At 38.2% G+C, this 14,574-nt stretch carries 14 protein-coding genes and 2 pseudogenes; 9 read left to right on the top strand and 7 right to left on the bottom strand.

The window, feature by feature from the left end:
- Positions 1-446 precede the first annotated feature (446 nt).
- The 3 genes and pseudogenes from ACHZA2_RS14910 to ACHZA2_RS14900 form a co-directional block, all read right to left on the bottom strand.
- A pseudogene (locus ACHZA2_RS14910) lies at positions 447-1,515 on the bottom strand (IS630 family transposase).
- 600 nt (positions 1,516-2,115) lie between these two features.
- Complete coding sequence (locus ACHZA2_RS14905; RefSeq protein ID WP_319580363.1) at positions 2,116-2,997, bottom strand: PP2C family serine/threonine-protein phosphatase; 882 nt, start codon at positions 2,995-2,997, stop codon at positions 2,116-2,118.
- Between the two features lie 11 nt (positions 2,998-3,008).
- Positions 3,009-3,833: a hypothetical protein gene (locus ACHZA2_RS14900; RefSeq protein WP_394698599.1), complete on the bottom strand. Its 825-nt coding sequence runs from the start codon at positions 3,831-3,833 to the stop codon at positions 3,009-3,011.
- Positions 3,834-4,374: 541 nt separating this feature from the next.
- On the opposite strand from ACHZA2_RS14900, the gene ACHZA2_RS14895 reads away from it, so the two are divergent.
- On the top strand, positions 4,375-5,778 hold the full coding sequence (locus ACHZA2_RS14895) for an IS1634 family transposase (protein WP_319580361.1): 1,404 nt from the start codon (positions 4,375-4,377) through the stop codon (positions 5,776-5,778).
- A gap of 243 nt (positions 5,779-6,021) precedes the next feature.
- Here the strand turns inward: ACHZA2_RS14895 and ACHZA2_RS14890 are convergent, their stop codons facing one another.
- Positions 6,022-6,741: a signal peptidase I gene (locus ACHZA2_RS14890; protein WP_319580360.1), complete on the bottom strand. Its 720-nt coding sequence runs from the start codon at positions 6,739-6,741 to the stop codon at positions 6,022-6,024.
- 418 nt (positions 6,742-7,159) lie between these two features.
- Between ACHZA2_RS14890 and ACHZA2_RS14885 the strand changes: the two genes are divergently transcribed.
- Positions 7,160-7,411 (top strand): hypothetical protein, encoded by a 252-nt coding sequence (locus tag ACHZA2_RS14885; protein WP_319580359.1) that lies wholly within the window; start codon positions 7,160-7,162, stop codon positions 7,409-7,411.
- A gap of 347 nt (positions 7,412-7,758) precedes the next feature.
- On the opposite strand, the gene ACHZA2_RS14880 is transcribed toward ACHZA2_RS14885, so the two are convergent.
- Positions 7,759-8,223, bottom strand: a complete 465-nt coding sequence (locus tag ACHZA2_RS14880) for a hypothetical protein (protein WP_319580358.1) — start codon at positions 8,221-8,223, stop codon at positions 7,759-7,761.
- 630 nt (positions 8,224-8,853) lie between these two features.
- Here ACHZA2_RS14880 and ACHZA2_RS14875 point away from each other — a divergent pair.
- The 3 genes from ACHZA2_RS14875 to ACHZA2_RS14865 are packed head-to-tail and all read left to right on the top strand — an operon-like array spanning position 8,854 to position 9,528.
- Complete coding sequence (locus ACHZA2_RS14875) at positions 8,854-8,982, top strand: hypothetical protein (RefSeq protein ID WP_319580357.1); 129 nt, start codon at positions 8,854-8,856, stop codon at positions 8,980-8,982.
- Positions 8,960-9,148, top strand: coding sequence for a nucleotidyltransferase domain-containing protein (locus tag ACHZA2_RS14870; RefSeq protein ID WP_319580356.1), 189 nt, complete (start codon positions 8,960-8,962; stop codon positions 9,146-9,148). The genes ACHZA2_RS14875 and ACHZA2_RS14870 overlap by 23 nt, the downstream gene beginning before the upstream one ends.
- On the top strand, positions 9,145-9,528 hold the full coding sequence (locus tag ACHZA2_RS14865; RefSeq protein ID WP_319580355.1) for a nucleotidyltransferase domain-containing protein: 384 nt from the start codon (positions 9,145-9,147) through the stop codon (positions 9,526-9,528). Before ACHZA2_RS14870 ends, ACHZA2_RS14865 begins: the two co-directional genes overlap by 4 nt.
- 413 nt (positions 9,529-9,941) lie before the next feature.
- On the opposite strand, the gene ACHZA2_RS14860 is transcribed toward ACHZA2_RS14865, so the two are convergent.
- Together ACHZA2_RS14860 and ACHZA2_RS14855 are read right to left on the bottom strand one after the other, a co-directional pair.
- Entirely contained in the window at positions 9,942-10,082 is a 141-nt protein-coding gene (locus ACHZA2_RS14860) for a hypothetical protein (RefSeq protein ID WP_319580354.1), read from the bottom strand.
- A gap of 31 nt (positions 10,083-10,113) precedes the next feature.
- Positions 10,114-10,812 (bottom strand): annotated as a pseudogene (locus ACHZA2_RS14855) (nitroreductase family protein).
- 589 nt (positions 10,813-11,401) lie between these two features.
- Here ACHZA2_RS14855 and ACHZA2_RS14850 point away from each other — a divergent pair.
- From ACHZA2_RS14850 to ACHZA2_RS14835, 4 genes are all read left to right on the top strand, one after another.
- Positions 11,402-11,638: a hypothetical protein gene (locus tag ACHZA2_RS14850; RefSeq protein ID WP_319580353.1), complete on the top strand. Its 237-nt coding sequence runs from the start codon at positions 11,402-11,404 to the stop codon at positions 11,636-11,638.
- Positions 11,639-12,724, top strand: a complete 1,086-nt coding sequence (locus ACHZA2_RS14845; protein WP_319580352.1) for a hypothetical protein — start codon at positions 11,639-11,641, stop codon at positions 12,722-12,724.
- Positions 12,725-12,899: 175 nt separating this feature from the next.
- Complete coding sequence (locus ACHZA2_RS14840; protein WP_319580351.1) at positions 12,900-13,823, top strand: hypothetical protein; 924 nt, start codon at positions 12,900-12,902, stop codon at positions 13,821-13,823.
- A 401-nt stretch (positions 13,824-14,224) separates the two neighbouring features.
- Positions 14,225-14,527, top strand: coding sequence for a nucleotidyltransferase family protein (locus ACHZA2_RS14835; RefSeq protein WP_319580350.1), 303 nt, complete (start codon positions 14,225-14,227; stop codon positions 14,525-14,527).
- Positions 14,528-14,574: the final 47 nt, after the last annotated feature.

The raw sequence follows: 14,574 nt of genomic DNA, 5'->3' as shown, positions 1-14,574 counted from the left end.
ATAAATATTTAAACTCGAATTTCATGAAGGGGGGTTTTTCGCTATCCTCTTCTCAATAATATTTCTAATATTTGGACCCAATCATCGTATGATTACTCATCAGTATAATTAAGAATTGGCAAACAATTTTCAAATAAACATTTTTCTAAATTGTCGAACTCTCCTAAACGTAAAAACCACCATTTTACCGAATGTTTTTGGGTTGAGTTGCATTTTTGGCGATAGTGTAAGAAAAGTGTTGTAAATTCATGGTTCTGCTCTCCTTTGGTCAGTAGATATAGGGCTGTCTAAATTTACAGCACTTTTCTTACACTATCATTGAATTATCATAGAGATTTCAGAAATTAAAAGCCTCTAGTACCATTCGTCACTTAAATTTAAGAATTATTCCTGTGGGATATGGTTATAGAAATAAAGATAAGAAAGATACTAGTGTCCCTCGCCACTTAAATTTGTGGATAGAGATGAAGCAGTTTAATTCTTGCATCTTCTGATTTGAATTGCCAGTTTACTGCCTTTTGATTTTCATTTCTGTTCTTCTGCCAAACTTTAATTTCACTGTTTAAAGAAATCGGATCCCCAATTCTTCTGTTTAAACATTGCGTAGTCATTACACTCAACTCAATTTCTGCAATGTTTACCCATGAACCATGTTTTGGTGTGTGATGAATCTCTAATCGTTTGGAAAGTTTCAATGCTTCTTTAGGGATAAATGTTGCATATAATGCCCCTATTGTATGGGTATTCAAATTATCGCAGATCAAAATAATTTTTGATGCAGATGGGTAATCCTGAACTAATAACGTTCGGATTTCTTCAGCCCAATCCTGCTTTGTTTTCCTTTCCTTTACAACCGCTTTTCGCCAACCTTTCAATAGTTCAGTGAAAATAAAGATATTTGACGTTCCATTTCTCTGATATTCATAGTCAAATCGTTCAGGATGAGATGGTGATGGAGGAATTGAAGGTCTGGTATCAGAAATAAATTGAATCGGTTTCTCATCCATGCAAATAACAGGGATATTTGGATTATATGGAAGATGATATATTTCAAGGACATCTTCCATATGAGTAACAAATTCAGCGTTCTGTTTGGGTGGGATTACCCAACACTTTTTCAGGTGGGGTTTGAGTTCGTTTTTTTAGGGCTCTTTCAACTGTTTTTGGAGAAATTGTCTCAACTATCTCCAATTCAACCATACGCTCGGATAGTAGTTTAAACGTCCATCAAGAATAACCAGTGGGAGGTTGACTACAAGCAATTGCAATCAATTGAGCTTCCTTATGTCCATCTAAAATTGGTTCTATTGGTGGCTCTTCACGGAATTTCCGATCCAATGCAGATTTAAGACCCTGTTCATGATATCTTTTTCTTACGTTAAAAACGGTTTGAGGATGACATTTAATAAAATCAGCAACTCTCCAATCAGGTAAATTAGGGCCGTTCTTATCAGCATTTAATAGAATTTGGGCATGTTTTATACGATATGCTGGGGCTATGCCTTTCTTTACGATGGATAGTAATTCTTCACGTTCAAAATCTGGAAGATAAACTGAATATTTTCACAATATTAACTTTTATAGTACGTACTTTTATAAATTACTTTTGACACATTTATTTACAGAATAAAGTGGCGAGGGGTACTACTAATATTTGTTGTACCTGGGTGACCGGATATAGATGATTGAAGAGTTGAACAAGTTGAATTATCTGATGTCAGGATTGGGATAGATAAATTAATAGTTTCATTAATTGGTACTGAAGGAATTATGTTTCCTGAATTTGGTGAATAGTTGTATGGATCATAACCTTTTGAGGATTGAGAGAATACAAAAAGCGCTAATACAGCGATGATCACGATAATTATTCCTATGATGGCAATATTACGGATCAATTTTTTTCCCACGGCTTTTTTCCTCTTTTAGTTTGAGGAGGCACAATTTTCCTTTCAGAATGATTAATAGGAACCAGTTCAGGAGGAAGAGTTATTACAGGATCTATTGGTTTCTCAATCTTATTCTCTATCTTTTCTGGCTCTGGTTGGGTGCGAAGAAATGAGTAACTTTTAGGAGGATCTACCTGATTATCAGTGGATGAGATAATTTTTTTTTTTTTTATTCCTTTCCGGATCGAATGCTATCACTTGTATCCCTGACAATCATGCATACCGTTATATCATCACCACTCCCTTTCTGACTAGTGATAGTTAACCATTCCTTCAGATTTGACTGGACTGATGTAACTCCGATATCAAAATCTTCTGCTTTGTAGAAAAAAGAATGTAAATCCCTTGCTGCAGTAATGAATCCGGACTCATCTACGAAGGAATTTGCATATCCATCAGTACTGAGCATTATAAATTCAGGAACTGGTTCTAACCGCTTTACTTTAAAATCCCTCCATGATTCCGGCATGCACAATGAATAAGTCTCATTTCCGATCATGTTATCATCCGCTGGAATAACCTTGGAAAATATGTGGTCCTGACTTCCATACGAGATAATGTCTCCATCACCGAGCTGGAAGAAAACAGCGTATGATTTAGTAATGATCACAGCAAGAACAGTAGACCCATAGGGTCTGATCTGTTCATAGTCAGGATCCATAGGGAGATTAAATTTACGTGATGATTTGCCCCCCTCTATGATCTCAGATTCTTCCCCGCTGAAAGGATATTTTCTGATATCTTCAAGAATATAAGTTTTCCACTCTTTGAGTATCTCTTTGCAGATTGCATCGCACATATGAGGAGTTGAGAATGTTGGATCCTGATAATAGTAATTTGAAAGAGATGCAATAGCTGCATCACAGGCAAAACGGGACCCCCGATCACTCCTGAAATAATCTTTCCCTCCATGTCCATCTGCAATAGAAGAGATAATTGGATATTCACCATTATCTCCGCTGTATGTATAGGCATCCTGATTAGGGAGATTTTTCCGGACATGTGAATGGCCTATGATAGATTCAGCAATAATCTTCCACTTATCACTCATATCTGTTGTCCTTACCACACTAGGTCATTATAATTATTTGCATCACTATTTGGAACAGGTACTGGATTAAATACCGGTGCAGCATCAGGATGACCGATTTGTGGGGCAATCCGGGAGTCAGCCTGAAGTTCAGCTTCCTTTTCTGCATATGCATAATATTCACGGGATGCATACTGGAGTACTTCAGTTGATGCCCACTTGATATAATTGATAAGTTGCTGTGGATTACTTGCGTTCAGAAGATCAACCTCATCATTTCCGATAAACCTTCTTAACACATCTGAATCGGCATCAGCACCAATCGAAATGGCGATCCTTATTGCACGTTTTCCCCATTCCTGGGACATTAAAGCTTGGAGACCTTTGTCAAAATCATCAGTGGGGTGGCCATCAGATATCAGCACTATAACCGGAGGAAGTGCCCTTTTGGGCATTGGAGGAACTTTAAGTTCTTCAGCTATCAACCTTAATGCCTCACCCATGTCAGTTACTCCGTTTGCAACTAAATCAGTCCAGAAATATTGATCGATGGGGATTATATTGGCGTTTATCCATTTTGCTCCGCAACCGAAAGCAAGTGTTCTCACAAAAACCTGTGCATTGGGGTTTTGATTTGCAACTTCTCTCATCTGCGGGAGGGATTCACGGATGGCATAATTTAATTGCTCAATCTTTCCTCTGCCTCTCATGGAAGCTGAAACATCACAAACCCAGAAAAAATGGAGTGGTCTTGATGCTAATTGCCCCCCAGGCATATGAAGTGGCTCAGACATATATAAAAATTCAATGAGTGAGAAGAAAACTGTTTTGTTTAATTTTCTACTTCCTGATAGCATAAGAAAAGTGCTGTAAATTCAGATGGCCCTGTATGTACTGACCAAAGGAGAACAGGACCATGGATTTATTGGGCTTTATACAAGAATATCTTGCTGACCATGTTCGTTCCGCACCCTCTGTCAAAAGTCGAAATTTTTTATAAAACTTTTATTTTATCTTAAATAAATATTTAAGAAAGAGATATTAATAATGCAGAATGATTCGGCGTCGTCTTTCTCCCAATCCATCTACTCGGCTGAGAAAATTAAAAGCCGATATATCTCAGTGTATCCATTCATCGCAGCAACATTCTGACCGGACCCCTGTCCAACTTCTGATAATAGCATCATACTTAAACCGGTTGAATTTCATTGAAACTGTAATTCGTCATGTTCGGTGGGATGAAAATCAATGGAAGTTCAGCCCCGGAGTTCTTGCACAGTTGATGGTCTTACTGCCCTTCCTGGCTTAGTTCAGCAAAGTTCCCCTTTCAAGAATTCATGAAAGATATAGTGGAATTGACCTTGAACTTCTTGTTGGTGAACCAATTGATCCAATGAATTGAATGATGATCTTTTTGCCCGACTACTTGATCGGATCTATGAATCTGATTGTTCAAGATTACTGCTAAAAGTCGCTCTTTCCGTAAGATTAACCTTTAATTTACCAGAAGATCTTATTCTCCATTCAGACACTACCTCTCATGTCCTTTATGGGGATTATCTTCCAGAAGACGGTGTCATCCCGCCAATAGACATCACCTATGAGAATAGTAAACAAAAGCGAAACGACCTGAAACAGGTTGAAACCGGAATGGTCACTGACGGAGATGGACTAATCCTCTATAGTTACACCATGGATGGGAATAAAGCGGATTGCACCTACAACGATGAAGTTATTCTGAAACTAAAGGATATTTATGGGCATGAGTTTTCGAAATATATCTACATTGCTGACTCAAAATTGTTGACAGGACCTAACTTTAGATCTCTTACTGAAGGGAACAAGCCGATTAGGTTTATTTCAAGGATACCTGAGAATTTCAGCAAAAAGATTGCAGAAAAGATCAGGATGCGGGCACTTGAAGAGGATAACTGGGTCACTCTAGGACATTGTTGCAACTATCCAAATGAATCAGAATCTTCAAAATACTCAGTCTTTACAACAGAAGCAAGCGTTTATGGGCATCCTTGTTATATCCATCTCTATCAAACATCAGATGGAGAAAAGAAGACTATAAAGGCGATAGAAAAATCTGAATCTTCTTTAAAGAAGTCCATTGAAACGCTTCTGAAAAGAAAATTCGCCAGTGAGCCTGATGCAATCGCAGAAATCAATCGTTTCACCAAAGAGCACTCTACGGACTTGGTTTATGCAGTTCTCACTGTGCAAAAAGTGGAGACTTGGAAAAGAGGAAGAGCTGGGAAAAATTCGAAACCTTCAGTCCTCACCATCTCATGGAAGATAATTTGTGATGAGATTCGAAGAAATGAGCAGATAATTGAAGGGAAAAGAAGAAAATCATCGACATTTGCACTTTTGACAAATATTTGCCCGGATGATGTCTCATCCCGTGATATTCTCCTGCACTATAAAGGCCAGATTAAGGTTGAAAACAATTTCATGCTTCTGAAAAAACCACTTTTGGCTGCTACAATATTCCTGGAGAAGCCAGAGAGGATCATGGCACTTATGACCATGCTCTATTTCAGTGTCCTGCTACATGGCATCTTGAGAGTCATTACTCATATTGAACTCAGTAAGTTTGGAACACCACCGAAAATTAACTCAAATAATCGTCCGTTGATTAGACCGAGTTCAGATACCATGATTTGGATATTGTCCCAGTTCACTCTGGTATCAGAAGATGATCGATTTTACATCGAGAGTGTCATGCCTGATAGGAATAAACAAACTCCAATACTATTTCAACTAACACGGTTTGATTTGGAATATATTCAATAATTGTGAAATAAAGGGGAGAGATATAGGATACTTCATACTGGAATCGATGGTTCGAAATTCAGTGGTAGCTTATGCGGATTTCAGATTTTAATTCTTGATTGATGCTACACTCGGATGTTCGGCAAAAGATATTGGGGATTAATAGTGGGTGCGAAATGGGCGATATATAATAGATGAATAATTTAAGCTCCCTAATATCTCTCATAAATAGATGAATTCAATGCATCTGGATCACACCGAGATTCAATCATCAGATTTATTTCTATTTGATGCCACGCTCTCTTCAAGTGCCTCCCTGATTACCTCTCCATACGCAGGCAGTTTATTAGGATCAATAAACATCCGAAATGGAGCCCTGATACTCCACGGTTGCTCAGCTCCTTTCCGCATCCCCACATAATGATTATTCAAAAACAACCTGATCTCCGTCTTCCCATCTTTAATCAGGACAACCTGCCTGATATCCAGAAATGGAGCAAACACTCTTCCGAGGATAGCTCCCCGGACAAGAAGTTCGTACAGAGGCTTTCCAACTTTAATTGATTCCCGAATCCTTCGGTGGATAGAGACCTGGTATCTGAAGGACATCCTTCCCCAGAATCCGCCTCTGACTGATGAAGTTACATCAAACCGCCGCTTCCAGATAACCTTTCCGATAATTGATTGACGAGCAATCGAATACGAATCAGGACTTCGGTTATTATCACCAGCAGTCTGAACCTGGTCTCCCTGGATTGCAATCACCCGATGGATAATATACCTATGTCCCCCAGGTTCAGGATAGACGATCACATCCCCTCGCTGTATATGAGTAAAACGGTCAAATATTACCCAATCACCATCGATGAAGGTTGGGTACATACTCATCCCCAGATATACGATCTCATCTCCGTTGATCTCTGGCAGACCATTCTGATAATATCCGACATTGAACTGGGTGATTTGGGGTGGATTGTATTTCATCGTTTCTCACTTTATGCATGAAGACCGGATGAGGAGGGGATGAGAATTTCCCAGATGGAATCCGGCAGAATAATGGAAGCAGAAATCTGTACACTACGCTCTCTTCCCGATTTTAATGTGTTTTGATTGCTAATAAATTAATTTTTATTGGTCTCGGTAATGAGTTACTGTTGTTATAAGAAGATCTCCTGCTCAATCACATCCCAGAATCTGCCGGTCAGCGTAGCATTGAGGAGATAGACCGGGATCTCCCTGACCAGAGAACATGCATTCCCAAAACTGAGGGTTCTCATCTCGTCTGATGTTCCTTATCCATGAGGCAGAACTGATTCCAGGTCGCCTGAATGAATTGGTCATTCAAACTGCTGTCTGCGATTGAGGAAATGATTCTATGGTATCCTCATCAGCCTGTTTGAGAATGCAGATCGTTTTCAGTGGATACGCGAGGGGCGGATTCCAAAAAAGTCCTTCTGCTCCGGCTGCGATTTTACTTGCGGTTGGCAGCACCGATACAAGATATCCTCCGGAGCCATCAGGAATTATAAGCCTATTCTCATCACCGAGAGTTGACCAGGGTGGAAGAACCCGCCTGACTGATGTTTATTTTCCTCTTCCGCTTGAAGCAGCTAACAGAACTGCCTACCCATCGCGGACCAGGGTTGCAGCATGAAGAAGAAGGCAATGCTCAGAAAGAAGAATGGCACTACTAAAACCATCAGTAATTTTACCCCAGATGAAAGATGTTCGGGGTAATCTGCGGCAGAATTAGGAATACCTATCTCAATCAGTTTTTATTTCTGATTGAGAGCTATCTTCCCATACACACTGGCCGATACAGACATTATTCACAAGGCACCGGAAAAAGATCTATTTCAGATCCTCGGACAGATGCTCTCAGATCTGTTTTATTGCATCTGCCTTTTTTCAGATATATTCGGTGGTGTCGTATATGATGGAGATCCAGGAGTGTGAGATTTGGAGAGTAACCGGTTATGTCATTGTTCACAGTAGAAGAGTTTACGAGAAACTCCTCACGTCGTTATTACCGTTTACACAATAATTCGGAGTTGGACCATCGGTGCAATCAAAAGATACGGTACCAGTTACTCCAGTCCCACACATGGCATTTTGTCCAGATACAGTATCTCCAACCAAACATGTTCTTCCCGTTGCATTCGATCCAAAATTCCAGCATATACTCCCTCTATCGACTGGGAGTTGTCCGGCAGGATTGCATCCGGCTGATGCAGATGTACCCCCTATACATGAAGAATTTGCCCCGTTTCCACCATTACATGCAGAGGGTAAAAAAACATCGCCACTGGTACAACCTTTAGATAATACGTCGTAACCAAATCCGGGCATTCCTTCCATTGACAGATCAACAATTGTTGGTTTGATGTATTTTTTCTTCACAAAAACAATCCCCACGAAAGATTGCTCTGAAACGGTACAGAGAACCCTTCGATATAATCTCTTCAAGCATTTCTTCTTCTCGGGTTGCAATTTAAAGGATTCTACATGTTGAAGTAATATTTCCTTCCTTGTTTGTACATCCTATCGAACAACCAGAGCAGCCTCAATCTGGATATAATGAGCAAAAAATTGACCCTCTTTGTGGCGTGAATGTATGCCTGCATGAAGTGATAAATGTGTCCTTTTCTCCCATATGGCAAAGAATAAAATTGTTCTTCTGGCTGTTGATTGTGAATTTCCGGCACGTTAATCCTGGAGAGAAGCGGGATACCGTAATGATCCTGGCGTTTTCGTCAGGCGATGCTCCGAATCCCAATACCTAAACTATCCATTTTTAGAAAGACCAGAAGTCATACCTACGGTCTTCCTAATGATATGACTCACAACAAATTGCAATTATCTCTTATGATCTTCAGACTTCCTGTAATGCATATGCTCCTCTATAGAAGGCAGATGGACTCATTCAGAATGAACTATCAAGGATTACCAGAGAGTTCAAGATGAAAGCCATATTGCAACAGGATTCATCCATGTGATATTATGAGAAGAAGGAGTATAGAGAGTAATACAATTAATTAATTGCATAAATACGATTGAAATTGCATAAACATATCATCGGATAGTAGGGTGGGAACCATGAAAAAGAAGGAAGAGATCATCTCGGTATTAAAAGAAAGACGATCTGATCTCATGCAGAAGTACCATATCACCAGGATTGGTATATTCGGGTCGGTTATACGGGATGAAGCAGGTCTGGGGGAGTGACATCGACATTCTGGTTGATTTTAGTGATGATGCCAGCCTTCTTGACCACTCAGGACTGAAGATATATCTTGAACGAGTTTTTGGCGAATCGGTTGATGTCGTTCCTAAGCGTGCTATCCGTGCAGACCTTAGGATTCCCATTCTCTCTGATGTTGTGTATATATGAGGGACCCCCGCCTTTTTCTTCAGGATATTCTCGATTCATGGGACCGAGTTGAACGGTTTATCGGGTCAATATCACTCGAAGATTTCACTGATGATGAAAAGACCCTGAGTGCGATTCGCGAGCACGAACCGGAACTACAGAAACGATTCGGTGTAGTGAAGATCGGCATCTTCGGCTCATTCGCACATGGAGAGGGACGGAAGGACAGCGATGAAGATGTCCTTGTTATATTCCAACAAGGGAAAAAGACATTTGATAATTTTATGGGGACAAAATTCTATCTCGAAGACCTCTTCATGCGGAAGGTTGATCTCGTTACCGATGTTGCACTCAAACCACTCATTCGCAATTCTGTCTTCCGTGACGTTGTCTATGTGTAGACTTCCCCATTTTTCTTCCAGTATTATAGAGCACCATGTGGGTTTTTCAGGTTGATACCTGTCTTCGATGATCTCCCTAATTTCTGATTGCTCAGGTTGGGATCTCATGAGAAGAATCCAAAACCATGATGGAAACCTATGGAGTCCGATCCCCTCCTCATCACCTGCAAACGGGAGAGCGGGAAGATACCTCGTTAGGGCGGGAGCACCCCGCTCTGTTTAATAGCCCCGATTCGTGATTGGGCGGACATCCTTGTGTTGTTACACTTCCGGGCGGGAGAGCGGGATCTATACACACACACAGTAACTTCAGGTACACGTGGGAGGTGGTGCTCTGTACCCCAATTCTCCCGCCCTATTTTTTTTAAAATTAATTATTACTTAGATATATCTATTTCAGTTATGATTTGGGGTTAAAAGTCGGGCGGGAGGCCCCGCCCAAACCTCAATTCTCCCGCCTTTCTCCCGCTCTCCCGCCCGGGGAGATCAGCATCAGAGAGAACACGGGTAATATTCTGTATTGGATTATGATCCCCTGGCAAGACCCGGACCATGGACACCGGAATGCAGAAATCTATTTCACCGCTACTCAACTTTCAGGGTCTTGGTTTCAGGAATTTTCCCGGGTTTGTATTTTGGGTACCCGGCTATCAGGGCATAAGCGAGTTTACGACCTACAGGAAGATTAAGAAATCGTTGAAGCGGCTGATATTCTTCGGCAGCCATGGCTAATAGTCCAGACCAGCATGTTCCGACCCCAAAGGCCTGGGCAGTAATATCCGCGTGAGAGAGAGCGATAATCGCATCAATGAAGGCCATCGGTTTTCCTTTTGAAAGTGAAAATCCCCGGGAATGTGAGCCATGATGAGATGAGGGGCATTCCGACAGATCCCATCAATTCCCCGGTCCCATTGAGAAAGATACTTTTGGGATGAAGGCACTGATGGGATGATCAGGACTCTGAATACTTCTCATCCACTCGATAGTAAGTCTTGAGACGTTCCTGATTTCATCCGGATCACTTATGATCAGCCACTCTACCGGCTGGCCGTTTCCTCCGGTTGGAGCGTGCCGGGTAATCTCAAGGATCTTTAGAAGAATATCCTTGTCAACCGGTTCAGAGCGATACTTCCGGATCGAACGGCGATTCATGAAGTACAGAGTTAAGGATTCAGGAGTGATAGATTCTCCATTTGGAGAGTAACATGGGCAATTCTTATGATTACGGGTGAGGGCTTTTGTAGGACAGAATACCTCACAGTGACCACAATAGATGCACCAGATCAGTTTATCGGGAGAGAACTCCGGAAAAATCGAGGACTCGGGATGTGAAACTCTGGGGGGGTTGAACCAGATTGAATATGAAAATTATTGAGAGACAAAGCCCAAATTGTCGACTTCGCACCCTTGGGAAAACCTAAATGAATTATTTGACTTTAAATTTTGGATTTTGCTTATTGTCTGGTCCTCATATATACTTGTGAGAAATTCATTGGCTTCGGAGACAAGGGTGCGAAGTCAACACAAATCTACTTAAAGGAATTAATAAATTATATTCTCTCTTTTTTCCAGAGCGCATATTCTTTATAGATTTTCTCTCAATACTCTTTTATTATTAATTTTTTTAAACCTAATTAAAAAAAGGCTGATAAGACGAGATGTTTATTCTTCTCTTCTAAAGTTAGGGGATAATGTGGTTATCACATAAATTTCTGTGATTTCGGGTAATATCAATAATGAGAAGGCATTCAAATATGCAGCACTTATCATATACTGTCCCTGAATACTTTCGATGGATTTATAAACATACAGATGGTAATTGAAAATAAGTGAAATTCGATGGCATTATCTCTCACTCAATGGAATTGATTTTATGACTCTATCTGTTATGCGTAAAACTACTGAAGAAAATTTACTTCAGAAAGAACTCAGAATTTTAGAAGAATATCAACAGGGTAAGATCATTGAGCCTAATGATTCTCAAATTCTTGAAGATCTCTGTGTTGTGGGATTTCTTCGACGAGGAATTAGTTTAAAAGAAAAAAAACCAACAGCCATCACTACTACTTCAGGGTTATCTTTTTTAAAAGGGATGAAAAAGGTAAAATAAATGAATAATAATCCTTCTGAATCATGTTTCGGATGGATTGAAAATATATTAGGTAATATTTTAATAGATAATCCCTTTAAAAATTGTAAACAAGTCAATCACCATTTTGAGAAAGATTCTAACCCATATATTGATCCTAATAAATTTGACCCCCAATATAAAGAATTAATTAATTCTCATCTTTCTTTTTTTAGAATAAAGAAAACCTCGGATATTAAAGAAGAATCAGATCTGGCTATCTTTATCTATTTTTTTGATACCTCAAATGACCAAACTCCTAAAAAAATAATCATATTTCACCAAGATCCAGAGCAAGATAATTTTTTTGTTTTTATGATTGAAATCCTAATAAAAACATTTGATGAAAAAGGGTTTATTACTTTAGAATGTGTGGACTATAATAGTGATTATTTCGATATTAAAAAATATTTACTTCGAGAGGCTTTTATTAATATTAACGAGATTTATGGGCAACATTTCAATGCTTTCATAGGTAAATATGGGGGTTATGGATGGAATTGGGAACATGAACCAATTGAGCCCATTTATCCAGATTATATAAACCCAGTATTTTATTCAAACTGTGAAATGACTGACGATGAGGCCTATGAAAAATTGGCAATACAACATATTAAAAGAATATTTACACACCTAAATAGGCATAATTTAATCATCTCTAAATTTGGGATTCTGAAAGATGGATTTGAGATAGCAATATTATTTCGCAGGCAAACAAATGGGTGCCTAATTTTTACTAGAACATTTATACAGTCTTATATTAATATTCCGCAAAAATTACTTCAATACCAACAAGGCTTAGAAAATAGTTCAAATATCATAAATGCCTTTTCGGAAGAAATGCAAACAATAATTACTGTCAATTTAGAGCATTTTATTAAAGATATGATTGATTTAATAATCTCAAATGAAAACTTATCAAAGAAAAAATTAGAGAATTTAACAAAAATTTTTGATCTGTGTGATAAAAATTTAAAAGAATTTCAACAAATCACTTATTATCTAAATTTTTTTTATTCTGAAAGAGAGGAAAAAAATGATCAACTCAAAAATAAACATAGATCGTAGTATGAAAATTTTACGAAAATATCATGTTGGACAAGTGATACAAGAGTATGATGAATCTATAATTGAAGAACTAGCAAATCTGGGAATGATTCACATTGGAATTAGTCTAAATCAACGAAAAATAACGGCAAAAACTACATATCTAGGTAGACTTTTTAATGAAGGATAGGATCCAATGAATTGTATTGGATGGATTTCACCTCAAGATATAATTCACCCGAAGGATATAAATTTCGATGAAAAGCTAGACAAATGGATTTATAAAAAAGAGATCTCGATTTCCACTGATGATAACGAAAAATCTTACATTACGTATAGTTTTCAAGAATTAAAATTCCCTCTTCTTACCAATATTAAAATTTACGACGCTGCAAATTCTGTTGATGAAATTATTACTCTTACTTTAAAAAAATATGATAAAAACGGATGTTTTTGTTTTTTTATAGACAAAATACGTGATGATTTCAAAGCTTCTGAAAATATTACAATATTAATCAATACAATTTTTCGAGATTTTGAATTATCTTTTTCCACTATAATAAGGCCTACAAAAATTAAACCTTTAATCCTTGATAATGAACTAATTGGATCCCCTTTTCCGAATCAAACAATAATTAAAAGCATTTTTTCTATATATCAACAAGAATTAGATGTTTTATTTAAATTTATCAGTGCAGCAGATTCTTTTGAAATATCTAATTCCCCTTTGAATGAACAATATTTAAAATTGACAATGAACAAGCGAAGAGACTTCATTTGTACTGGAAATTCTGCTTTTGTTTTTTTAGATCTATATCGAGGTTTCTTTTCGCAAGAAGATTATATAAGGTTTAATAGTGTATTAAAAAATAAGATCCAGTACGTAAATAGTATATGTGAATCTCTCGATTTTGCCTATAATGTAGATCTTGCAGAAAATATTAAATCAATTTTACTTCACACCCATCAATTAGAACTATTTATTGTTTTACTTGGAATAGTAACTATTTTGGCTGATCTTTTAAAAGAGATTTCAATTGGTCTTTCCTTCTTGATACTTATTGAATATATTTTAATTGTTATTTACCTTAGAAAAGACAATACCAAGTCTTTTCTTTAGAGAAAGGGTAAATGATGAAAATTTAGGCTCATCGTGGAAATTTGTGGGTAAGATACTTTTTACCCGATATTCCGCAGAATTTTCATCCCGAGTAATATTTTTCACAATGCGACCTTAACAACCGAATAATTTTTATGAGAAGAACATTGAGATTCACCACCTTTCCGATGATCATTATCTGGAATCCCTTTCGCCGGGAGTATGTTAGATCCGGGTTTTTTCAGTAGAATAGTCAATGATGAGCAAATCACTGGAATCCCCCAATTGATCTCGCCTTCCGTAATGACTCTTCCCGTCGGGTTAAGAATAATCTCTGTTTTATTTCGGTTATTCTAATACAGTATATCGTGCACTCTCATGTACCCAAATACCCTGATTACCCAGAACGTTCAATATATGGTATGCACCGGGTTGATACCTTTGATGAGGTGAAAGAGGTTATCAATCTCCATCGATCTTTACTTCAGGAAAAATACCATATCTCGAAGATTGCAATCTTTGGCTCTGCGGTAAAAAATAAGTTAGATGAACAGAGTGATATAGATATTCTTGTCGAATTTGACGTTCCTGTCGGATTTTTTACTTTGGTACACCTCCAGAACGAATTACGTTCACTGCTCGGGAGAGATGTAGACCTCACTTCATCCGGAGCTCTTCACCCACTCCTTCGTAGTTCCATCATGCAGGATCTTGTCTATGTGTAGACTTCCCCATTTTTCTACTATACTAAACGACATAATTAATTTTGCAT

It is taken from the genome of uncultured Methanospirillum sp., assembly GCF_963668415.2.
Lineage (GTDB): Archaea > Halobacteriota > Methanomicrobia > Methanomicrobiales > Methanospirillaceae > Methanospirillum.
Note: the sequence above shows the minus strand (reverse complement) of the source record. Positions and strands in the feature narration are given on the sequence as shown.

Excerpts from the sequence above, each read along its gene's own strand:
- ACHZA2_RS14890 (WP_319580360.1), bottom strand. The coding sequence starts at position 6,741 with ATGAAATACAATCCACCCCAAATCACCCAGTTCAATGTCGGATATTAT.
- ACHZA2_RS14905 (WP_319580363.1), bottom strand. The coding sequence starts at position 2,997 with ATGAGTGATAAGTGGAAGATTATTGCTGAATCTATCATAGGCCATTCA.
- ACHZA2_RS14865 (WP_319580355.1), top strand. The coding sequence starts at position 9,145 with ATGAGGGACCCCCGCCTTTTTCTTCAGGATATTCTCGATTCATGGGAC.
- ACHZA2_RS14840 (WP_319580351.1), top strand. The coding sequence starts at position 12,900 with ATGAATTGTATTGGATGGATTTCACCTCAAGATATAATTCACCCGAAG.
- ACHZA2_RS14885 (WP_319580359.1), top strand. The coding sequence starts at position 7,160 with ATGCAGATCGTTTTCAGTGGATACGCGAGGGGCGGATTCCAAAAAAGT.
- ACHZA2_RS14900 (WP_394698599.1), bottom strand. The coding sequence starts at position 3,833 with ATGCTATCAGGAAGTAGAAAATTAAACAAAACAGTTTTCTTCTCACTC.
- ACHZA2_RS14845 (WP_319580352.1), top strand. The coding sequence starts at position 11,639 with ATGAATAATAATCCTTCTGAATCATGTTTCGGATGGATTGAAAATATA.
- ACHZA2_RS14835 (WP_319580350.1), top strand. The coding sequence starts at position 14,225 with ATGCACCGGGTTGATACCTTTGATGAGGTGAAAGAGGTTATCAATCTC.
- ACHZA2_RS14870 (WP_319580356.1), top strand. The coding sequence starts at position 8,960 with ATGAAGCAGGTCTGGGGGAGTGACATCGACATTCTGGTTGATTTTAGT.
- ACHZA2_RS14875 (WP_319580357.1), top strand. The coding sequence starts at position 8,854 with ATGAAAAAGAAGGAAGAGATCATCTCGGTATTAAAAGAAAGACGATCT.
- ACHZA2_RS14850 (WP_319580353.1), top strand. The coding sequence starts at position 11,402 with ATGACTCTATCTGTTATGCGTAAAACTACTGAAGAAAATTTACTTCAG.
- ACHZA2_RS14860 (WP_319580354.1), bottom strand. The coding sequence starts at position 10,082 with ATGGTCCGGGTCTTGCCAGGGGATCATAATCCAATACAGAATATTACC.